Below are 20,581 nucleotides of genomic sequence, written 5' to 3'. Positions count from 1 at the left end.
GGGCGGCAACCGAGGGAGACCACTCATGACACAGAAGACACACGTCACGTTCGTACTCGACTCGTCCGGCTCGATGTCGAAGATCCGCGAGGACACCATCGGCGGCTTCAACACGTTCCTCGCGGACCAGCAGGCGGAACCGGGCCGCGCGTCGGTGACGCTGTACGATTTCAACTCCGGCGTCACGCAGGTGTACGAGGGGCGGCCAATCGGCGACGCCCCGGAGCTCGACGAGGAGACGTACACACCCGGCGGACAGACGGCACTCCACGACGCAATCACGACGGCGGTCACGGAGACGGACGAGCATATCCGCCAGCTCCCGAAGAAGGTCCGGCCGGGGACGGTCGTCGTGGTCGTCCTGACCGACGGCCGCGAGAACGCCTCCGAGACGCCACAGGAGCGCGTCCGCGACCTCGTCGAGGAGTACCGCGAGGAGCACGACTGGGAGTTCCTCTTCATCGGGGCGAACCAGGACGCCGCGCTCACGGCCGCGGAGATGGGCATCGACCGGGACAAGTCGCTGGACATGTCCCACAGCGGCGAGGGCGCAGAGGAGGCGTACGCCTCCACCTCGCGCAACATCAGCGAGGCGCGCCGGGAGGGGTCGGTCGGCGGCTACACGGCCGAGGACCGGCAGCGACAGGAGGACGCGGACGGGGCGTAGACCGGGCGAACCGGAAACAACAGGGGGCGTCCGGTGGACGGGCCGGTATGTCACCCACCGTCGACGAGTTACGGGACGAGATCCGCCTGGCCGTCGGCCGCTACGAACGCGCCGTCTCGACCGACTTCACGAAGGAGGCCCTCGCGGCCATCTGTGGCGCCCTGGGCGAGGAGGTGACGGGGAAGCCGCTCCCGCCGAAACGCGAGATGCGGGCCATCGTTCGGGACCGGGTCGAGGGGCTCGACCCAGACTCCGTGGATGGCGAACGGTCCTTCCGGAAGGCGGAGCTGGAGGCCATCGCAGCTCGACTGCGTGACGAGGAACCGTAACGACCGGTACCAGTTGGAAGTGACCGCCCCTCCGGATGAACGGGGCGTGCCCAGCCTACCGGCTACTCTCGGTGACCCGGTACGCCTGGCCCTCGTACCTGAATCCGGCGGCACCGTCGTCGTAGCCGACGGTCCAGGCCGTCGTCCGGTCGTCCGTGCGCAGGACGACCCGCTCGATATCGGGAGCGACGAAGGCGAGCGTGTTCCGGAGGCCCCGGCGCCGGCGACGCATCACCTGTTCCGGGATGAGCGTTCGATCGGCACTCGCCGCCCGCTCGAGCACGAGCTCGACCCGCGAACGGTCCCCGTCGTCGGGCGCGGTTCGCCAGCGATCGGACGTGACCGTCACCTGCCCGTCCGTTCGCTCCGTCGTCACGTCGTCCGTCGGGACCACCGATACCGCGGGGGCGTCGAACTGGACCAGGGCGGCACTCCGTGCCGTCGCGTGTCCGTAGCCCGCCACGGCGGCGTACCGGCCACCACCCAGGAACGGATAGTGCTGCGCCTCGCAGGGCGCCATCTCACCCGTCGACGCCCGCATCGTCCAGGTATTCGTGTCGCCCGGGGCGACACTGCGGCAGTCCGACATGTGGATGTAGGGCCCGAGGTGGAACCACTCGCCGTCGACGAGCTTGTGGAGATTCCAGTGGCCACAGCGTGTCGACTCCCGCGAGTGATTGACGAACGTGAACTCGACACGAGCCGGGAGGTCGGTCCGCTCGACGCTCGGTCTGACGAACGAGGGCGTGCTCGCGTCGGCATCGTGGAACCACGCCGTCTCCGACTCGCCCGGGAGGTCGGGGACAGTGGTCCCCGTGAACCGGGAATCGGTCGTCGGGCCGGGCGCATCGGTGGGCCAGACGCTCACCCGGACGGGGCGTTCGCCCGCACGGGAGAACTCGTACATCCCGGGCGGCCGACCACGGCCGGCACCTTCGGCACGGCCGACCAGGGCGTACTCCCCGCGAACGGTCTCGTCGGCTGCGAGTCGGACGCGCTCGGGGAGTTGCGGGAACGAGTCGCCGGCGAGTCGCCAGTGCCCGTCGGCAGCGCGTTCGAGCGCCGGCGGCTCCTCGACGAGCTCGTGGTTCGCCGTCGGGGCGAAGACGAGTCCGACGCGGTAGGTGTGCTCGGATTGCCGGAGGCCCAATGACTCCGGGATATCGCTGGCGAGTCGCCCGAACGGCGGCGTCCACTCCAGCCGGAACGTGTTCTCGAAGGGGTTCTCGTTCCGGAGTTCCGCCTCGACCGTCGCCGGCCCGTCGGCCGTCTCGGTCGAACTGAAGCGCATCCGGACGCTCGCCCCGTCGTCGGAGCGATACCGGAGCGGGGCGAGCGCGTACGTTCTGTTCGCCGTCTCCAGGTCCACGAGACTCGCCGCACCGAGGTCCCAGTCGTCGGGGTTCTGGCCCGGGTCTGACGTCCCCGTGGGAGAGGGCGTCGGAGAGGCGGTCGGCTGTTCGCCCGCATCGTTCGGGGAGCCCGTCCGGTTTCCGATCACTTCGCTACAGCCCGCGAGTCCACCGATTCCGGCTGCGAAGCCGGCAAGGAGGGCGCGTCGTCGCATACGGGCACCGCTCGCAGTCGTGTAGGCAAACCCTTTCTGGAGGGCCAAACGGCCGTTTTATCGACACTTCCGAGCGAGCGACAGGCCCGTCCGCGGTGTCGGGAGCCCGTCGGCATCGCGACCGCGAGGATGCCGACCGCGGAGCCGTCACGGGTCGCGGTCGACGAGACCTCACGACGGAGCCGGGACCAGGGTGGAGTGTCCGACCTACCGCTGCCCGCCAACCACCTTCGCTGCCGTGAGTACGGGGTCCCAGGTGGTGTTGAACGGGGGTGCATACGCGAGGTCGTAGTTCGACAGTTCGTCGACGGCGACACCCTCGGTGACAGCGCCGACCAGCGCATGGCTCCGGTGGACCGCGCCCTCCCCGTACTCGGAGACGAGGCTCCCGCCCAGCACGCGCCCGGACGGTTTATCGATGGTCAGTGTCACCTGCACGGTGCCGCCCTCCGGGTAGTAGCCGGCCCGTGATTTCGCGGTGATGGTGTCGGTAAGCGGCTCGAACCCGGCCTCGCGGGCCTCCTCGTGGTCGAGCACGCCGGTCCGCGCGGCCTCGACCTCGAACGCCTTGATGGCGGCCGTCCCCGCGACGCCGCCGCCCTCCGTCGGGGAGCCGGCGACCGTCTGCCCGATGGCCCGGCCGTGGCGGTTGGCGGTCAGCGCCAGCGGGACGTACGCCGGTTCTCCGGTGACGACGTGGGTCGCCTCCGCGCAGTCGCCGGCCGCGTACACGTCCGACAGGTTCGTCTCCCGGTACGCGTCGGTCGTGATGGCGCCCGTCTCCCCGAGTTCGACGCCAGCGTCCTCCGCGAGGTCGGTCCGCGGGTCGACGCCGGTGCCGACCAGGACCATGTCGACGGGCACCCGGTCCTCCGTGGTGACGACCGTCTCGACGCGGTCACCGCCGGCGAGTTCCTCGACGGAGGCGCCGAGGTGGACCCGCACGTCTTGCTCGCCGAGGTGGTCGAGGACGCTCTCGCTCGTCGCCTCGCTGAACGACTTCAGGATGCGGTCGCCGCGCTGGAACAGGTGGACCTCGAAGTCGTTGGCCGCGAGTGCCTCGGCCATCTCTACCCCGATGTAGCCGCCGCCGACCACCCCCACTGGGCCGCGGCAGGTCTCGAGGAACTGGCAGGCTGGCCCCCGGTCGGGCTGCATGAGGTCGTCCTCCGAGCGGGCCCGGGAGACGTACTCCCGGAGGTCCGCGCCGTCGGACATCGACCCGAGTGTGAAGACGCCCTCGCGCTCCAGCCCGTCGATGGGCGGGGTGACGGCCGCCGCGCCGGTCGCCAGCAGCAGCGCATCGTACGGCTGGACGACCTCGCCGTCCTCGCCGCGTGCGGTCACGGTCCGTTCGTCGGGGTCGATGCCGACGACCTCGTGACCCGTCCGCAGGTCGATGCCTCGTTCCTCGCAGAACTCCTCCGGCGTCACAGAGACGAGGCTCTCCAGCGACTGAATCTCGCCCTTGATGTAGTACGGGAGCCCGCAGGCCCCGTAGGAGACCCACTCGCCCTTCTCGAACACCACCACGTCGAGGTCGGGGTCGTCGCGCTTGGCCTTGCTCGCTGCTGACATGCCGGCGGCGTCCCCGCCGACCACCACGAACGTGCTCATACCCGGTCCGGCGGGTGGTTCGGTAATAAATCCGGGTCGGGTGTGCGTCGGTTATCCGGTACGCGATAGTTTCCCGTAGCGGCGGAGAGCACCCAGGCGCTCTTTCTCGACTCCGGTCCCGTACTCAGGGCACGACGACGAGCCCGCCGGACGCACCCGCGACCACGAGGAGGTAGAAGACCGTCCCCAGCGCGGCGCTCAGGCCCACGACCCGGATGGGGTCCCGATTCGGCAGGCTGTGCTGGACCACGGGGATGTCACGGACCTCCGGATGGGTGAGGAGGTAGTTCATCAGCAGGGCGAAGCCCGCGACCAGGAGCGGCCCGACGAGCAGGCTGTTCGCCAGTTCCATCAGCTGTGCCGTCGTGCCGTCCGAGAGCGTGGTCGTGGCGACCGGCCCGAGGAAGGCTGCCGGCTCCGGGAGCACCGACACCATCGCTCCGTACCTGGCGTAGAAGAACAGCGCCGGGGCGACGACGATGGCGACGACCTTGCTCCCGACGGCCACCCGGCCGCTGGTGACCTGGGGGACGAGCAACACGCCGACCAGCAACACCGCGTTCATGACGACCCAGGGGCCGAGCGACTGCAGTGACAGCGGCAGCCCGGTCGCGAGGATGCCGACGCTGAACCAGTCCAGGCTCAGTACGTCCGTCCGGGGGCAGGAGCCGGCCAGCACCTGCTTCCGGTGGCCCGGGTGCGCGAGGTGGACCCCGATACGCAGCAGGAGGAAAGTCGGGACGAGCAGCAGGTAGGCCAGCAGCCGGACCTGCAGGCCCGCCGCCGACGCGACCGTCCCCAGCGCGACCGCGGTCGAGAAGTCCAGCAGCCCGTTGATGAACCAGAAGGTCAACAGCGACGGGGCGAACAGACAGCCGCCCAGCAGCGCCGTCAGATGTCCCGTCGAGAAGGAGAACTCCTGGGAGAACAGGTCCGCGAGCGCGTCCCGGAGGTTCCGACCCAGCGTCCGGGGCCGGAGTGTGCGCTCGTGTAGCGTATCCGCGTCCATCAGTCGTCGGTACTCACCTGCCCGTGAGGAGGCACGAGGATTACTATAAGTAACCGCTCTCGTGCAGGGGGGATGCATACACGGGCGCGTTCATCGGCCGCTGCCACGTGGCGGGGGAGGTGCGGGTCACCGATGTCCGCCCGCGGGATGCCACCCCGGGCATTCGCGGACCCCAGCCACGCGTTCGAGGCCCGCGACGGGGAGCGTCCGGCGACGGGACCGGGGACTCGACGGTGGGCCGGAGCAACCACGGTCCGGACGGGTTCCACGGCCTTGGCTGCACCGCGGCCGTGTGCCCGGGGGCGCCCGTATCAGTTCGGCGGCTCGTCGGTCTGCCCGGGGACGCCACTCCCACCGTAGAAGTCGCCGCCCCAGTTCGACAACCAGATTTCCTGGTTGGCGAGGTAGAGCGCCTCCGCGGTGTAGAACCGTTCGTCGGTGACCGACCACGAGTCGGTATCGGCGTCGTACTCGACCTCGCCGTTGTAGACGGCGGCCTGCCCGAACTCGCCGCCGGCCGTCGGCGGGAGCGGCAGGGTGTACTCGGCGTCCTGATTGCGGGACGGCGGCCGCTCGGCGCGCTGGAGGCGGCCGCGGTTGACACACTGGTCGAAGAACTGCGCGTACTGCTCCTTCACGCTGCCGAGCCCGAGCACCGCGTTCGCGGCGTTGACGCCGCCCGTGATGTCGCCCACGTCACGGGCGGTGTAGGTCTGGGTGGAGCCGGCGCCGGCCCGGTAGAGCCCGCTGTCGGCGTCGAACAGTTCGTCGCGCATGTACCCCAGCGTGTCCCGCGCGGTGCCGAGGTGGTCGACGCCGTCGAGCTGCGAGGCCCAGGCGAGCCCCTGGCCGACCGCGCCCTGTGCGGCAGCCTGGTTGTCGATCTCGGCGCTGACCTGGCCGCTGGCTTCGATACTGCCCTCCAGTTGGGCGGCGATGCCGTTGGCATAGGTGGCGGCGTTCGACGCCATCTCGCCCTCGGCCTGCGAGCCGAACCAGCCGACCCCGCCCAGCAGCAGCCCCAGGTCACGCGGGCTGCCGGCCTGGGCGGCCGTCTCCGGGTCGAACGCCTGGCTCGTCGTCTTGAACATCCCGTTCATCAACTTGCGGATGCCCTGCAGCGGGACGAGCGGCTCCGGGTTGACGTAGCCGAACCACTCGTTGGCCGCGAGGCTGTGCAGGTCCGCGAGGAACCACAGCATCGACGTGTGGTGCTTGATGCGGGTGGTGTCGTCGGTCACCTCGCCGGACCCGGGCTCGAAGCCGGAGACGAGCTCGAGCGAGTCGCCCTTCGTGAGCGCCCCGTTGCCCGCCGGGCCGCCAGCGATGAGGGTCGCGTTCGTCCCGATCTGGGCGAGCGTGGTCAGCACCTGTGCCCGCACGAGCGGCTTCATCGAACCGGGCAGGATGTCCCTGTGCTCCTCGAAGTTCTTGGCCCACGTAATCCCCTTCAGGTGGGTCCACCCGACCGAGGACGGGGAGACCGTCTTCGAGGATTCGGCCTTGTCCCAGCGCAGCGTCGAAGCGTCCGGCCGGCCGTCGTCGCCGGAGAGCACCGGCTTCTGGGTGAACTTCGGGGAGCCCTCCGTGAACGGCGCCATGTTCAGCCAGGGGTTCTTGACCGGCGGCTTGTCGGCACCCGCGGCCTGGAGGATGGCGGGCAGGCGCTTGTTGAGCGCCTCGCGCTGCTGCTCGTTGTGGGGGAACCGCACCCCGTTCCCGCTCATGGCGATGTTGGTCGACATGTTGTACAGCGAGTACCAGTACGAGTCGGTGGTCGCCTGCTGCCAGCCGTACTGCTGGCCACCGCCATCGCCGCCGTTGCCACCGCCGATGCCGGCGTTCTCGAGCTGCATCGAGAGGTGGGTGGCCGCCTTCCCCGACAGCTCCGAGGGCTGGGTCGTCCCCGGGCCGTCGGCGACCTCGCCGACCACGACGATGCCGACCATCCCGAGTCCCTCGTGCGGTTTGCAGAAGTAGTTGTGGACGCCCGTCGTCTCGAAGGTCCGCTCCCAGGTGGTGCCACCCTCCTTCAGTCCGGAGTCCCAGGCGTCGGCGCCGTCGGGGATGCGGTGTGACCGGTCGTTCCCGTCGGCGTACGCGGTCACGGAGTGGGATGCGCCCTCCATCTCCCACGTCACCGTGGCGCCCTGCTCGACGAAGACGACTGCGGGCGTGAAGACGAACTTCCCGGCTCCCTGGTCGCTATCGAGGACGCCGGCCCGGACGGTCGCACTGGACTGGAGACTCCCTTCCGAACCCAGTACGTCCGCGCCGGGCGGACCACCGCTGCTCGCCGCGGGCGACGGAGTTCCCGTCGCCGTGTCCGTCGGGTCGTCCCCGTCACCGGTGTTCTGTGACCCCGAACAGCCCGCAAGGGCGGCAGCGGTCGCGAGACCTCCCCAGCGGAGGAGGTCGCGTCGTCGTGCGCGTCTGTCTGTCATCGGCTGCGGGTTTCCCGGCCCCCGCATTGAGGGTGCGGCGCTCGTGTGCTCGCCCGGTCATGATACCCGTTCGCACAGCCGGCGCGGGTATTTGGATGATAGTGGGACCGGGGACGGAGTCACTCATCAATCGCCGCGGTTCCTCGAAATGTCAATAGGGAAGAATAAGGAGGTCCTGCTGGCGGTGGATACGCGAGGGGGGCTCGGGAGGCCTCAGTCCCGGTAGACGCAGTGGAAGCCGGCAACACGCCGGTAGAACGCCGGAATCACGTCGGTCCGGAGGTCGGCGTCGGGTTGGTCGGCGAACTCCTCGCGTGTGAGCGCCCGTGCGTCCTCGACCGCCGCCAACACGTGGTCGGGGACCCCCGTCGCGTCGACGGTGCCGAGGTACGTCCAGACGAACGCAGATTCCAGGCGATCGAAGAACGTCTCGGTGGGCTCGAACCCGATATCCGTCGATGCCAGCCGGTAGTAGGTCGCGGTAATCAGGTCCGCACCATCATCGATTCCGTGGTCGTCGAACGATTCCGTCGTGGTGCAGTCGTCCGCTCCGCCGCTTGTCTCGTTTCGCTGTGACATACCCCACGGTTCGAGGAGTTACCACAAGTAATCGCCCCGTGCATGTGCCGGTGACACACACGTCCGGAAGCGACGGCGAGGCCCTCACGGGGAGATGTCGCCATCGAATCCGTTTCGACTCGGCAAGACGATATCAAGCTATTCAATACCCACCTCACTATCCCTGGAATCCCGCGATTACGTTCGCACCACGAGGCGTCTGTAAGTTGAATAGAACGGACAAGCCAGTATTCGTTACTCGGCGGACGCGTCCCGGAAGGCAGCCACCATCACCTTGTTCAGCGTCGGGTGGGCGTGGATGGTGTCGGCCAGTTTGGGGACGGTGACGCCGTTCCGCATCGCCACGACGGCCTCGTGCAGCAGCGTCGAGGCCTCGTAGCCGATGACGTGACAGCCCAGCAGTTCGCCGTCGGGCGCCGCCAGCACCTTCGCGAAGCCGTCCTCCAGCTTCTTCGCCCGACCCATCGCCGAATCCGCGTACGCCGCCCGGCCGACGACGTACTCGGTGCCGGCCTCTGCCAGTTCCTCCTCGGTGGCGCCGACGCCGCCGATCTGCGGCTCCGTGAAGATGACGTGGGGCATCGCCGACAGGTCCAGCGCCCGCTGCTGGCCATGGACCGCGTTGGCGACGACGTGGTCGGTCTCGTAGTCGCCGGAGTGCTTGAACATCGCGTTGTCCGCCACGTCACCCTGTGCCCAGACGTTCTCGGCCGTCGTTCCCAGGTAGTCGTCGGTCACGATGAACCCGTTGTCGTCGGTTTCGATACCCGCCGCTTCGAGGTCGAGCTGGTCGCTGTTCGGGCGCCGACCGAGCGCGACCAGCACCTCGTCTCCCTCGACGGCAATCTCGTCGCCGGCTTCGGTCTCGGCGTGGACCGTCTTCGTCGAGCCGCCCTCGACCGCGGTCACGCGGTGGCCCGTGTACACGTCGTGGCGCTCGGCGGCGATGTCGGTGAACGCCTCGGCGACCGCGCCGTCCTCGCGGGGGACCAGCGAGTCCATCATCTCCACGATGGTCACGTCCGTCCCGAGCGCGTCGAGTGCGTAGCCCAGTTCGACCGCGATGTAGCCGCCGCCGAGGATGACGAGGCTGTCGGGGGCCTCGTCCAGGTAGAGTGCCTCCTGACTCGTCAGGTAGTCCGTGTCGGTGAGGCCGCCGATGGGCGGGACGATGGGGCGGCTCCCGGTCGCGACGACGACCCGGTCGGCCGTGACCTCCTCGCCGCCCAGTTCGACGGTCCGCTCGTCGGCGAACTCCGTGTACTCGTCGAACAGGGTGAGGTGCTCCTTCTCGCGGTAGCGGGCCTCCATGTCGGCGGCGATGCCCGACAGCAGGTCGTCCATCTCGCCGGTGATGGTGCCGTGGTCTACGCCGTCGAGCGTCGTGTCGACGTGGAACTTCTCGGCGTCCCGGACCGCGTTCGCCGCGTTCGCGGCCTGGATGAGCATCTTCGACGGGTTGCAGCCGCGGTTGAGACAGGTGCCGCCGAGCTTGTCGGGCTCGACGAGTGCCGTCTCCAGTCCCGCGTCCGCTGCTGCCGCCGCGACGTTGTTGCCGGTACCGCCACCGATGACGAGCATCTCGAAGTCGGCCATGACGGCCGCAACGTCTGGCGCCGGAAGGAAATAAGCAATAGTAACCCCGGAGTTGGCCGGTTACTGGGTGGTCAGTCCCCGGTTCGGCCCGTACCGGTCAGCAGTCCGCTGCTGTACCAACGGTATGGACGAGACGTTCCGGACGCCCGGACCCCGTACCAGCCGTAACGACCGACGAGATGGCGGCTGTCGACCGCGTCGCCGTCGGCCCGCTCGACGTGCCGTCGGGACTCGACGCCACGACAGGCGAACAGCCCGTCGTCGCTGTCGACGCTGGCCGGGTCGTCACCCTTGCCTGACCGACCCCCGGGCTGCAAGCTGTGGGGCGTGCTGCGTGGACCTCGGAATCCCAGACGCTGGGTTCCACGAGGCCGGCCTCGACTACGCCCGTCCCTTCGGTGACGCCGCCACAGTGCCGGTCGAGCGGGCGTAGACCGGCCGTGTGGCACGCCCCGGCGAACGACATCCGTCGGGGAGCGCTGGTCAGAGAAGGGCCGGTTCGACCTGGCGGCCGACGAGGAGCAGACTCCCCACCAGCATCACGACGGCGACCGGGACGAGCAGCTGGAACCCCGTGACGAGGGTCGCGCTGGCCTGGACCCCGATCACGAGGAGAACCGTCGGGCCACAGCAGGCCGCGCCGGACAGCAGGGCCGGCACGCCTGCGAGGATGCCTGTCGATGATTCGAGCCCACAGGCCCGGGGCTGGACCAGCCCGAGGTAGGTGAGCGCGACATTCGCTCCCACGAGTCCGGCGAGGAACAGCGCCAGGAGCAGGTTGAGCGGCGACAGGAGGTAGGTAACCGGACCGGCCGAGACTACGGCCACCGCGCCGAACCTGAAGAAGCCGGTGCTGGCGAACGCACGCGAGAGGTCCTCCGCCAGTCGGACCGTGACCGGACCACCACCCCCACCGATGACCGAAAGGTCGCCAACCGTGGCCAGATACAGCACGAGGTAGCCCGCCAGTCCGGCGATGAACACAGCTGTCGAGTCACGTCGTCGCGCGGCCGCTCGCAGCGCGGCGACCGTGCCGGCGACGGCCCCGGAGTCATCCGTGGTTGTCTCCGAGTCGTCCGCCCGCGAACGGGTCGATGGGGATGTCGGGTCAGACATACAGCGTCGTCTCGGGGTAGAAGCCGCTCCACGCGAACCACATCGCGTCGAACGCCAGTGTTCGGTCCAGCGGGAGTTCCTCGGGCGGATGAGCAGTCCCGGAATCGTCGATGACCTGTCCATCGCGGTAGTCGAAACGACGACCCTCCGGGTTCCGGTAGACGTACCCCGTGTCGAGGTCGGGCTCGTGCACCGCGAGGACGGCCATCTCGCCCAGTTCGCCGTCGACGAGTCCGCGTTCCCGCAGCGCGTCCTTCTCGAAGGCGGCCGCCCCGTCCGGCGTGCGGGTACCGAGGACCACGGTCTTCGGGGTGAGCCGGTCGTCGTCCGAGAAGGAGGTGAACATCGGAGGACTCCCGGGCGAGTAGTACCCCTGTCGCGGATTGTACGAGCCGTACGGGTCCTGGTTGTAGTTCTTCGCGAACCCGGTGTCCCGCGAGAGGACCTCGGTTCCCGGATGCCGGTTCGACCACCGCTTCCAGGTCGTCCAGACGAGGCGGAACTCCCGGAGTGACCGCATCGCGGGGGAGTCGTTCCACGGCCCGGGAATCGCGGTGGCGAGCACCTGTGGCCACCACGTCTCGGTCCCCCGATCGTACATGATGAGGTTGTTGTTCACCAGCCGCCCGGACACCCCGAACGTCGTCTCCCCACGTTCGAATCCCATCGCCGTGCCGGTCAGCGGGCAGTAGGTGACGCTCACCGGCTGCCCATCGACGACATCGTTGCAGACCTCGTGGCGGACGAGAATCGACTGCGGGTACGCCTTCGCCCCACCGTCCGTGGCGAGTCCGAACACCGGGTCCCCCTGGTCGAGCCAGGGGGCATCGTCCGCGGAGACGAACTTCGGGTCGTCGATGGACGGGATGCCGTCTTTGGGCGGCCCTCCGGAGACCGCCTCTGACCGGACCGAGGACGGGTCCATCGGGAGCGGGAGTCGCTCGGCCGTCGTCGGCGGGCCGGCCCCGTCCGTTACCGCGCTGCCCCGGGAGCGCCCAGCCGACCCTCCGTCGACCGGGTCCCTGCCGCCCGTCCCCGAATCCGTACACCCGGCCAGCACCGTAGCGCCGAGGGACCCGAGGACGGTCCTCCGTGTGACCGGCCGTTCCATGCGACACCGGACGGTTCGGAGCGACAAAAGCACGCCCTAACCACACTGTAACCCGGTATCGAATCCGTGTCCCGGACCGTGACGTGGCTCGGGAGGGGGCAGAATCCGCGTGGGACCCTGCCCTCAGACGACGAACTCCAGCGCGAGCACGATGCCGCCGACGAGGGCGAACACCACACCGAGGCCGGTCTCCATCAACTCGCTCGGGATGTAGCGGCCGACCCGTGAGCCGATGGCACTCCCGACCAGCACCCCGGGAATCGACCACGCGACGACCCACCAGACCGGCGTCGCGGTGAGGGCGTGAACCAGTGCGCCCGCGACAGCGGCGATGGCTAGCGTGAACACGCTGGTCGCGACCGCCACGCGGGGCGGCACCCGACAGCGGACGATGAGCTGTGTCGTGACGACCTCGGGCAGCCCGGCACTGATGAGCCCGGTGATGAACCCGCCGACGGCGGCGAGGCTCACACCCGGCGGCCGCCAGCAGGTGTCGTACTCGAAGCGCTCGCCGTCGGCCGCCTCGACGACGGTCGAGCCGCGCCCGGTGTTCTTCTCCCGGAGGAATTCCCCCTCACACTCGCCCGGTTCGCAGTCTTCCGGGGCGTCATAGTGGACGAGGAACCCCCCCAGACCCAGTAGCCCGACCCCGAAGGCGAGCTTCAGCAGATCCGGATCCACGAAGTGGGCGGCGAACGCGCCGATAACGATCGCGGGGACAGCACCCGACAACAGCCACTTCGCCGTCCGGAGGTCCACGACACGCTGTTTCACGTACGAGCGGAGCCCGTTTCCCATCCCGAACACCTCGGTCAGAAGCCCGGCCCCGATGGCCTGGGCGGGCGAGAGGCCGAGCGCCAGCAGGAAGAACGGGCTGAAGAACAGCGCGCCCGAGACACCGGAGCCGATGGCGACCGTCGCGAACAGCACCGAGACCGGGAACACCCACCAGTGCGCGAGATATGTCTCCATGGGGAACGCACCGATTACCGGCAGCGTCACCTGTCTCGGAGCGTTCGAGAGCACCGGGGCGGAGAGCGAAATCGCCTCGGTATCGCCTGCGAGAACAGCGACAGTGAGGAGGGCACCGGCTACCACGGCCGCGATACCCAGAACTCGTCGTTTCATTGATAATTCGACCAGGTGGTCCGTTCAGGCCAGGGTTCCTGTGCCGACGAATGCGCCCAGGACCACGCCGTAGACGACGTGAACCGTCCCGAAGGTCTTCATCATCTCCCCGTCGGGTTCCATCCCGATGACCATGCGCATCCAGAAGACCATCCCGCCAATCATCAGTAGGAGGCCGTAGACGAAGCCGGCGGCGACGGCGAGACCGATCGAACCCAGGTCGATGATATTGAGCGCGGGCACGCCGAGCGCGAAGACGGCCCCGGCTCCGATGCCGTACACGAAGTGGAGCAACATCCCGGGCATCGCGTACTCTTCGGGCTCGCCGCCGGCGAACTTCGCGACCAGGCGGGCGGTCGGCGGTGGCCCCCCATCGCCCATGACCATCATCAGCATGGTCATCACGATCGTCGCCACGAGTCCTCCGGCCAGTCCAGCGATCAGTGTCGTCATACGGGTTACTGCTAGTAACCATCCCCCATAAGTCTCTGCTATCTGACTGGTTATCCGGTTACGGACTGGTAATCGGGATTCCCTCCTGAGCCCGACCCGACGCTGTATTCGGTCGGAATCCAGATTCAGGCTCTCGGGGCAGGTATTCGCCGGAACGAACGGAACGGTAACCGGATATGCAATCGGTTACCACATAGTTATTATATTCCGACATATCCGTGTGTGCATGCGGATACGCCCCATCCCCCAAGAAGGCACCCACGTCGAACTGTACGTCGGTTCGTTATCGCCGACCGATGCGAGAGACAGTCAGGAGTCGATACTCAGGAGGCTCCAGCGGACGGCTGCCGTCGACTCCATCGAGGTCGTCGTAACGGGAGACCACATCTGCCCCGAGACGGTGGCGGCTAGCACCGAGGGCGGGGCGGTACTGCTGGAGACGCTCGAGGCGTACGGGATTGTCGACAGGGAGTTCATCAGCGAGAAACCGTTCCGGGTAAGGTACTCGTTGACCGAGCGCGGGCACTCGCTGGAGCCGGTCATCCGGGAGATGGAGAGCTGGGGGAAGCAACACCTCACGGAGGGTGCGCACGACTCTCGCCCCTAGCGCATCGATTCCCGGGACACGTACAGGCTCGACTGGACCCAGGCTTCCTCCTCGTTCACGTCGAAGACGATGAGGTCCCCGTCGCCGCTCTCCATCTCGTCGAAGTCGTCGAACGGGACCGCGTCGACGCCGAGTGTCGTACAGTCCTCGCCCGGACAGGTGTTCGCTGTAGCCATCGTGATTACCTTCTACCGGTAGGTTGCTCGCAGCTGCTGTTAAGTATTAGCTGACCGCGCCGTATCCCGGTTACCGCCACGGAACCGGGCTCTCAGTCCGGGGTGTAGCACGCGTCCGGGCCGTGGTCGTCCTGCCAGTCGAACGCGAACACCCGCCAGGTCGCCAGCCGCACCAGGTCGTGGCCATCTGCCGCTCGGCCGGTCGCAGGGCTCCAGGTCGCCCCGTCTCCCACGACCCCCGCCTCGGCGCATTCAACGTGGGGCACGGGTCGTCGTCGATGGTGTCGTTGGCGATATCGTGGTAGGGGAGGTGCCGGACCGGGAAGGCACGCGGGCGCTCGCCCCCCTCGACCGCGATGACGGTGTCGGCGGCGGCGCCGTCGTGCCGCTCGCCGAGCGACGGGCCGTCGACGCTCGGGATGGCGTCGCGTGGCACCACACGGCTGACGTTCATACGGCGGCGTCGTTGTCGAGGCTGCAAACCGTCACCGGTGAGTGACCGACGGCTCCTCGGCCCGGTCCGTCGCCACGTCCTCGGCGACCGAGTAGAGGCGCTGTCGGGCGTCCATGAACGATGTTCGCGAGGTGACGATACCTGCGTCCTCGAGCTCGGCGAGCGCGTGCCGCGTAGTCCGGGCGGAGAGCAGCGTCTCGTCGGCGAGTTGCTGCTGTGTCATCCGGCCGCGTTCTGCCAGTACCAGCGCCACCAGCTTCGCGCTGGGGGCCAGGTCGGCGAGCACTGCCCGCTCTGTGTCCGGGAGTTCGGAGAGCCCTGGGGACATCGTTGTCCGACGGACGCGGAGGGAGGATTTAATCCGGAACAGAACGTGCGTCGCTCGCGCAATACCGAGGTCGGCATACGGCCGGAACGCCGTCCCGAACTCGCCACCGTTGCTACCGACCGTTCTGACGACGAGTTCCGGTCGCTCGTGTCTGCAGTGGCCTGGAATCGCCACGAAGGAGGGCCGGATAGCGGGGGCCGTCTTCAGTACGTCTATGTGACCCACCGCGCAACGACGTGCCATGGACGGTACCGCTCCCTCGGCCGCGGGCTGGTTCGAGGGAATCGACCGCGACGACGAGGCAGCAGTCACCGAGGCTATCCGCGATGGCACCGCCGAGGCCACGGCCGACTGGCCGGCACGCGCGGTCCAATCGGCGTTCGCCGACGACGCGGCTGACTACTACGACGCGCTCCACGCCGCGACGATGGCCGCCACCCGTGCGGCCATCGCCGAGGCCGAGAGCGCTGGAGACCGACAACTGGTCCACGCGGTCCGAGCGATGGACGACTGCGAACGCGTCGCCAACGAACTCGCCGAGCGCGTCGCCGAGTGGGGGAGTACGGTGGCCGACGAGTCGGGGACGGGCATCACGTTCGCCCGCGAACTCGCCGAGCGCGACCCGGAGCCCGACGAGCGCCGCGTGGTCGAACTCGCCCGCCGCGTCCGCGACCTCGACGACGAGGCAGCTGACCTCCGCGCGAGCATCGAGCGGACCGCGCCGGAGGTGGCGCCCAATCTCGCGGCGCTCGCCGGGCCCGTGCTCGCCGCGCGGCTCATCGCGCTCGCCGGTGGACTGGAGACGCTGGCGCGCAAGCCCTCGGGGACGCTCCAGGTACTCGGCGCGGAGGAGGCGCTGTTCGCACATCTCCGCGGCCGGGCGCCCTCACCCAAGCACGGTGTCATCTACACGCACGAGGCCGTCCGGAACACCCACCCCGACGACCGCGGGTCGGCGGCGCGGGCCCTCGCCGGAAAACTGACCATCGCCGCCCGTGCCGACCACTACACCGGCGAACGCCGGCCGGTACTGGACGAACAGCTCCGCGAACGCATCGCCACCATCCGGGCGCGGACGGAGGGCGAGGCGACCGGGGCGGCGACCGATGGTGATGGCACGTGACCCCGGACCTGCCTGCGGGTGTCGAACGCCGCCCCTTCGACGGCGAGGAGCGGCTGGCGACCCGCGGGCCGCCGGTGTACGGCGAGCCGACGGACGGCGACTGGCGCGCGTGGGACACCGGCCGGTCGAAACTGGGGGCGATGCTCGGCCGTGGACTCGAGACCGGACTGGGCGGCGACGAGACGGTCCTCTATCTCGGCGCCGCCGCGGGGACGACCGTCTCGCACGTCGCGGACTTCGCCGGCCCCACCTACGCCGTCGAGTTCGCCCCGCGGCCGGCGCGGGACCTGCTGGACGCCGCCGAACCCCGGCCGAACCTGTTCCCGCTCCTGAAGGACGCCCGCGAGCCGGAGACGTACGCCCACGTCGTCGAGCCCGTCGACGTGCTGGTGCAGGACGTGGCGACGCGCGGGCAGGCAACGGTCGCGCTCCGGAACCGGCAGTTCCTCCGGGAGGACGGCCGCCTCCTGCTCTCGGTGAAGGCCCGGAGCGAGGACGTCGTGGCCGACCCGGACGACGTGTTCGACCAGGTGCTGTCGGACCTCCGCGAGGGGTACGAGGTGCTGGAGACCGAACGGCTGGACCCCACCCACGACGACCACCTGGCCGTCGTTGCGCGTCGGCTGGACGAATAGGCGAGTAATAGCCCGCAATAACACAATATTATTCGGTTAGGCCCCCAATTCCCACAATTCGCCCATAATACTGCAGGCTGAATTATAACGCCGAGTCGGCGAACGGCCGTCAGTCCAGCTGGCGCGCGCTGGCGGCTGTGCCGAGGGCCAGCCGCCTCTACGCGTGCGAGGGCTGAGGAGCGCAGTGGAGGGAGCAGCGACCGAAGCGAGCACCGCAAGCGGCTGGGGAGGTGTGAGGCTCACGGACCCCGACTGACCGACCTGCGGTCCTGGTGTCCTCACGAGCGAAGCGAGCGAGGGCTTCCGAAACTGAACCAGCGGGGAAGCCCACCGGCTCCCAGCCGTCGTGCACACGGTGCGTCGCCGACGGTGAGATTTAACCACCCGGGTCGTCTCGCTTGAGGCGATGGAGACGGGCGACGACGCCGGGGCCGACGACCAGAAGCAGGGAGCGACGGGTTCGGCCGACGCGTTCGACCGGCTCGGGACGCTCGGTATCGAGGAGGAGTTCTACGTCGTCGACGAGGACGGCCGGCCGACCTCGGGAACGGACACGCTCGTCTACGACTCGACGCCCCCCGAACTTCTCGAGGGGCGCCTCGACCACGAACTGTTCAAATGTGTCATCGAGACACAGACTCCGACCTGCGAGTCGCTGTCGGAGGCGCGCGAGCAGGTCCGCGCGGTCCGGGCGGCGCTCGTCGAGCACGCCGAGGCCCACGACTACCAGATTGCGGCGGCGGGCCTCCACCCCGCAGCGAAGTGGCGCGAACTGGAACACGCCGAGAAACCCCGGTATCGGTCACAGCTCGACCGCATCCAGTACCCACAGCACCGCAACACGACCGCCGGGCTGCACGTCCACGTCGGCGTCGACGACGCCGACAAGGCGACCTGGATCGCCAACGAACTCCGGTGGTATCTGCCCGTGCTGCTGGCGCTATCGGCGAACTCGCCGTACTGGAACGGGTTCGACACGGGGCTGGCGTCGGCGCGCGCGAAGATCTTCGAGGCGCTGCCCAACACGGGTATCCCGACCGCCTTCGCTTCGTTCGAGGAGTACCTCGACCTCGAGCGGCGGATGGTCGAGTTCGGGAGCATCGAGGACCGGGGCGAGCTCTGGTACGACGTGCGGCCCCACTCGGCGCACGGGACCGTCGAGGTCCGGACCCCGGACGGGCAGGCCGACCCCGAGCGGGTGCTGGCGTTCGTCGAGGCGGTCCACGCGCTGGTGCTGGACCTCGCCGAACGGTACGCCGACCGGTCGGACCCGTGGGCGGCCTACCGTGGTGGGAGCCGGGGCAGCGACGCTGCGGCGGGCGACGAGACACCCGGCCACCGGCGCGAGACGCTCGACGAGAACAAGTGGCGGGCCATCCGTCGGGGGCACGGCGCCTCGTTCATCGACCGCGACGGCGATGGGACCATCGGCCTCGGCGAGGCGACCGACCGGCTGGCCGACCGACTCGGCGTCGAGGGCATCCGGCGGCTGTACGAGTCCGAGAGCGGCGCCGAGCGGCAACGCCGACTCCGCGAGGAGGAGGGACTCGATGCGCTCTGTGCGGCACTGCTACTGGACCCTGACGAGTAGTCCAGGCCCCGCAGAAGGCAGTCGGGGGGCGCCAGTAGCGAAATGTGACTCCCGTTACACCGCGCTTCGCGCCGTTGCTCTCCTTAGCGTCCGGGATTCTCCCCATGGCGCCGAGACAGACGTTGGCTTTTTATCCGGTGATTCCCTCGCCTCGCGATAGGTTCGATATGTCTACCGAAGAGACCCCTGACGACAGGGATATCCCGGAAGACGGGGAGGAGGTCGCGGTCCGGGACGCGCTCGAGGAGCGGAACGCCTCGTTCGACGACGGTATCGTCGACCTGCTGGCGTGGGTCCTCGACACCGAGACGCGGGCCCGGATATACCTCTATCTCCGACAGCACCCCGACAGCACCTCCGAGGAGATCGCGACCGGAACCGGGCTCTACCCGTCGACAGTCCGGGAGGCACTGGCCGAACTGCACGAGGAGGGGAAGGTCGAGCGCCGCAAGCGCGAGTCCAGCGGCGCCGGCAACAACCCCTACGAGTACACCGCGCAGGCGCCGGCCGACCTCGTGACGAGCATCGTCGACGGCGTACAGGACGAGCTCAACACCGTGTTCAATCTGGATCGCCATCTCGGCGAGACCGAGGCCGATGGCGAGCGGGGTCCCGTCACCATCAGCGTCGATGTGGAGGGGAAGGCGGACGCAGGCGCCGAGACGGGCACCGAGGCGGGCGACGACTGACCGCCGCGATAGGCTCGTTGGGGAACGACTAAACCGCCGGCACGCCACTCGCGGCGTATGCAGGTGGTGCTGGGCGGCACGTTCGACCCCATCCACGACGGGCACCGCGCGCTGTTCGAGCGGGCGTTCGAACTCGGCGACGTGACCGTCGGACTCACCAGTGACGACCTCGCGCCGAAGACGCGTTCACAGGAGCGCTACGTCCGCTCGTGGACCGAACGGCGGGCGGACCTCGCCGCGGAGCTCGCGTTGTTCGCCGACGAGTACGACCGCGAGTACACCATCCGCGAGCTGACGGAGCCGACCGGCGTCGCCACCGAACCGGGGTTCGACGTACTCATCGTCTCGCCCGAGACCCGGGATGGCGGCGAGCGCGTCAACGAGATCCGCGAGAGGAACGGGCTCGAACCGCTCGATATCGAGGTGGTCGACCACGTGCCCGCGGAGGACGGCGAGGCCATCTCCTCGACACGCGTCGTGACCGGCGAGATCGACGAACACGGGAACCTCACGCCCGAGCGCGAGGGGCGTGCGAGTCCGGCCGACGCCGACGTCGAGACCAGCACGGACGCCTCCGAGGACTGACTCACCAGCCCGGCGGCTCCAGCCCGGCCTCCTCCAGCAGTGACTTCCACCGCCCCTGGACCGTCAGCCGCGAGCACCCCACCGCGTCGGCTACCTCGGACTGCGAGCGCCGGTCGCCGGCCATCAGTGCGCCCGCGTACACGGCCGCCCCGAGCACTGCTCGTTTCGAACGGTCGGTGTCCGGATTCACGCTCAGGAACAGGTCCGCCGCCCGACTCCGCGCGTCCGTGCCGAGGCCGAGCCGGTCGGCTGCGCTCTCCAGTTCGGCCAGCCACTCCTCGTTGTCGACCTCGTCGGACGCACGGTACACGGACGACTCTCGGTCGCCGGCGCACTTGAATCTCCGGCCCCGGTCGTAACTCGACGCTCGCTCCCCACGGATGGGAACGGACACGGTGTTTTATCTCCCGGGCACGCACCCGGTCATCTATGATCGAAGAGACGCTACCGGAGCGACCGTTCCAGCGCTTCGTCCTGCTGGCGGTCGCCGACCTGACGCTGGACGACCGGGAGCCGGTCCACTCGTTCGTCGTACGCGAGCGGTGTACGGCTCGCACGACGGATGTGACCTGCGCGGAGGGTGGCGTCGAGCGTGCGGTCATCCTGCGCGCGCTGGAGTCGATGACCGGCGACGGCCCGCTGACCGAGGTGGAGGCCACCTCCCCCGTCGGCAAGGGCCGCCCGGGCTACGAACTTGACCCCGACCCGACCGCGGTCGTCGACGGGCTCGTCCACGACAGCACGGTCGGCGACTACGCCACCTCGCTGCGGGACTGA

At 69.0% G+C, this 20,581-nt stretch carries 24 protein-coding genes and 1 pseudogene; 10 read left to right on the top strand and 15 right to left on the bottom strand.

The window, feature by feature from the left end; genetic code table 11:
• Positions 1-25: 25 nt before the first annotated feature.
• Positions 26-667, top strand: a complete 642-nt coding sequence (locus tag NL115_RS16115) for a vWA domain-containing protein (RefSeq protein ID WP_254830349.1) — start codon at positions 26-28, stop codon at positions 665-667.
• Between the two features lie 47 nt (positions 668-714).
• Positions 715-996 (top strand): hypothetical protein, encoded by a 282-nt coding sequence (locus tag NL115_RS16110; RefSeq protein WP_254830348.1) that lies wholly within the window; start codon positions 715-717, stop codon positions 994-996.
• Between the two features lie 55 nt (positions 997-1,051).
• On the opposite strand, the gene NL115_RS16105 is transcribed toward NL115_RS16110, so the two are convergent.
• From NL115_RS16105 to NL115_RS16080, 6 genes are all read right to left on the bottom strand, one after another.
• Entirely contained in the window at positions 1,052-2,563 is a 1,512-nt protein-coding gene (locus NL115_RS16105) for a hypothetical protein (protein ID WP_254830347.1), read from the bottom strand.
• Between the two features lie 207 nt (positions 2,564-2,770).
• The gene (locus NL115_RS16100; protein ID WP_254830346.1) at positions 2,771-4,180 is read right to left on the bottom strand and encodes an FAD-dependent oxidoreductase; all 1,410 of its coding nucleotides are present in this window, start codon (positions 4,178-4,180) and stop codon (positions 2,771-2,773) included.
• A 124-nt stretch (positions 4,181-4,304) separates the two neighbouring features.
• Positions 4,305-5,189 (bottom strand): hypothetical protein, encoded by an 885-nt coding sequence (locus NL115_RS16095; RefSeq protein WP_254830345.1) that lies wholly within the window; start codon positions 5,187-5,189, stop codon positions 4,305-4,307.
• A 311-nt stretch (positions 5,190-5,500) separates the two neighbouring features.
• Complete coding sequence (locus tag NL115_RS16090) at positions 5,501-7,633, bottom strand: plastocyanin/azurin family copper-binding protein (protein ID WP_254830344.1); 2,133 nt, start codon at positions 7,631-7,633, stop codon at positions 5,501-5,503.
• Between the two features lie 213 nt (positions 7,634-7,846).
• Positions 7,847-8,212, bottom strand: a complete 366-nt coding sequence (locus NL115_RS16085; RefSeq protein WP_254830343.1) for a hypothetical protein — start codon at positions 8,210-8,212, stop codon at positions 7,847-7,849.
• A gap of 234 nt (positions 8,213-8,446) precedes the next feature.
• Positions 8,447-9,808 carry a dihydrolipoyl dehydrogenase gene (locus NL115_RS16080; protein ID WP_254830342.1) on the bottom strand — a complete coding sequence of 454 codons (1,362 nt, stop codon included), beginning with the start codon at positions 9,806-9,808 and terminating at the stop codon, positions 8,447-8,449.
• Between the two features lie 179 nt (positions 9,809-9,987).
• On the opposite strand from NL115_RS16080, the gene NL115_RS16075 reads away from it, so the two are divergent.
• Positions 9,988-10,107, top strand: a complete 120-nt coding sequence (locus NL115_RS16075; RefSeq protein ID WP_254830341.1) for an NAD(P)H-hydrate epimerase — start codon at positions 9,988-9,990, stop codon at positions 10,105-10,107.
• 184 nt (positions 10,108-10,291) lie between these two features.
• Here NL115_RS16075 and NL115_RS16070 read toward each other — a convergent pair whose 3' ends face one another.
• The 4 genes from NL115_RS16070 to NL115_RS16055 all read right to left on the bottom strand — a co-directional run bounded on the left by NL115_RS16070 (position 10,292) and on the right by NL115_RS16055 (position 13,616).
• The gene (locus NL115_RS16070; RefSeq protein ID WP_254830340.1) at positions 10,292-10,924 is read right to left on the bottom strand and encodes a hypothetical protein; all 633 of its coding nucleotides are present in this window, start codon (positions 10,922-10,924) and stop codon (positions 10,292-10,294) included.
• Positions 10,917-12,035 carry a DUF3179 domain-containing protein gene (locus tag NL115_RS16065; RefSeq protein ID WP_254830339.1) on the bottom strand — a complete coding sequence of 373 codons (1,119 nt, stop codon included), beginning with the start codon at positions 12,033-12,035 and terminating at the stop codon, positions 10,917-10,919. The genes NL115_RS16070 and NL115_RS16065 overlap by 8 nt, the downstream gene beginning before the upstream one ends.
• A gap of 123 nt (positions 12,036-12,158) precedes the next feature.
• The gene (locus NL115_RS16060; RefSeq protein WP_254830338.1) at positions 12,159-13,163 is read right to left on the bottom strand and encodes a sulfite exporter TauE/SafE family protein; all 1,005 of its coding nucleotides are present in this window, start codon (positions 13,161-13,163) and stop codon (positions 12,159-12,161) included.
• A gap of 24 nt (positions 13,164-13,187) precedes the next feature.
• Complete coding sequence (locus tag NL115_RS16055; protein ID WP_254830337.1) at positions 13,188-13,616, bottom strand: hypothetical protein; 429 nt, start codon at positions 13,614-13,616, stop codon at positions 13,188-13,190.
• A 226-nt stretch (positions 13,617-13,842) separates the two neighbouring features.
• Between NL115_RS16055 and NL115_RS16050 the strand changes: the two genes are divergently transcribed.
• Positions 13,843-14,223 (top strand): winged helix-turn-helix transcriptional regulator, encoded by a 381-nt coding sequence (locus tag NL115_RS16050; protein WP_254830336.1) that lies wholly within the window; start codon positions 13,843-13,845, stop codon positions 14,221-14,223.
• Here the strand turns inward: NL115_RS16050 and NL115_RS16045 are convergent.
• The 4 genes and pseudogenes from NL115_RS16045 to NL115_RS16035 all read right to left on the bottom strand — a co-directional run bounded on the left by NL115_RS16045 (position 14,220) and on the right by NL115_RS16035 (position 15,181).
• Positions 14,220-14,399: a hypothetical protein gene (locus NL115_RS16045; protein WP_254830335.1), complete on the bottom strand. Its 180-nt coding sequence runs from the start codon at positions 14,397-14,399 to the stop codon at positions 14,220-14,222. The genes NL115_RS16050 and NL115_RS16045 overlap by 4 nt on opposite strands.
• A gap of 92 nt (positions 14,400-14,491) precedes the next feature.
• Positions 14,492-14,665: a hypothetical protein gene (locus tag NL115_RS16040; RefSeq protein ID WP_254830334.1), complete on the bottom strand. Its 174-nt coding sequence runs from the start codon at positions 14,663-14,665 to the stop codon at positions 14,492-14,494.
• A gap of 59 nt (positions 14,666-14,724) precedes the next feature.
• Positions 14,725-14,853 (bottom strand): annotated as a pseudogene (locus NL115_RS20740) (DUF3179 domain-containing protein); the annotation flags it as partial.
• A gap of 31 nt (positions 14,854-14,884) precedes the next feature.
• A complete protein-coding gene (locus NL115_RS16035) occupies positions 14,885-15,181 on the bottom strand; it encodes a helix-turn-helix transcriptional regulator (protein ID WP_254830333.1) in 297 nt (98 codons plus the stop codon).
• A gap of 241 nt (positions 15,182-15,422) precedes the next feature.
• Here NL115_RS16035 and NL115_RS16030 point away from each other — a divergent pair, with 241 nt between their 5' ends.
• From NL115_RS16030 to NL115_RS16010, 5 genes are all read left to right on the top strand, one after another.
• Complete coding sequence (locus NL115_RS16030; protein ID WP_254830332.1) at positions 15,423-16,304, top strand: NOP5/NOP56 family protein; 882 nt, start codon at positions 15,423-15,425, stop codon at positions 16,302-16,304.
• Complete coding sequence (locus NL115_RS16025) at positions 16,301-16,939, top strand: fibrillarin-like rRNA/tRNA 2'-O-methyltransferase (protein ID WP_254830331.1); 639 nt, start codon at positions 16,301-16,303, stop codon at positions 16,937-16,939. Before NL115_RS16030 ends, NL115_RS16025 begins: the two co-directional genes overlap by 4 nt.
• A 406-nt stretch (positions 16,940-17,345) precedes the next feature.
• Complete coding sequence (locus NL115_RS16020; RefSeq protein ID WP_254830330.1) at positions 17,346-18,530, top strand: glutamate--cysteine ligase; 1,185 nt, start codon at positions 17,346-17,348, stop codon at positions 18,528-18,530.
• A 167-nt stretch (positions 18,531-18,697) separates the two neighbouring features.
• Positions 18,698-19,219, top strand: coding sequence for a winged helix-turn-helix domain-containing protein (locus NL115_RS16015; protein WP_254830329.1), 522 nt, complete (start codon positions 18,698-18,700; stop codon positions 19,217-19,219).
• A gap of 57 nt (positions 19,220-19,276) precedes the next feature.
• Positions 19,277-19,804, top strand: coding sequence for a phosphopantetheine adenylyltransferase (locus NL115_RS16010; RefSeq protein ID WP_254830328.1), 528 nt, complete (start codon positions 19,277-19,279; stop codon positions 19,802-19,804).
• Position 19,805: 1 nt separating this feature from the next.
• Here NL115_RS16010 and NL115_RS16005 read toward each other — a convergent pair whose 3' ends face one another.
• Positions 19,806-20,114 (bottom strand): transcription initiation factor IIB family protein, encoded by a 309-nt coding sequence (locus NL115_RS16005; protein ID WP_254830327.1) that lies wholly within the window; start codon positions 20,112-20,114, stop codon positions 19,806-19,808.
• Positions 20,115-20,233: 119 nt separating this feature from the next.
• Here NL115_RS16005 and NL115_RS16000 point away from each other — a divergent pair, with 119 nt between their 5' ends.
• Positions 20,234-20,581, top strand: coding sequence for a hypothetical protein (locus NL115_RS16000; protein ID WP_254830326.1), 348 nt, complete (start codon positions 20,234-20,236; stop codon positions 20,579-20,581).

Origin of the sequence: Haloglomus salinum (assembly GCF_024298825.1) — an archaeon.
Lineage (GTDB): Archaea > Halobacteriota > Halobacteria > Halobacteriales > Haloarculaceae > Haloglomus > Haloglomus salinum.
The sequence above is the reverse complement of the archived record's forward strand: the minus strand, read 5'-3'. Positions and strand labels throughout refer to the sequence as shown.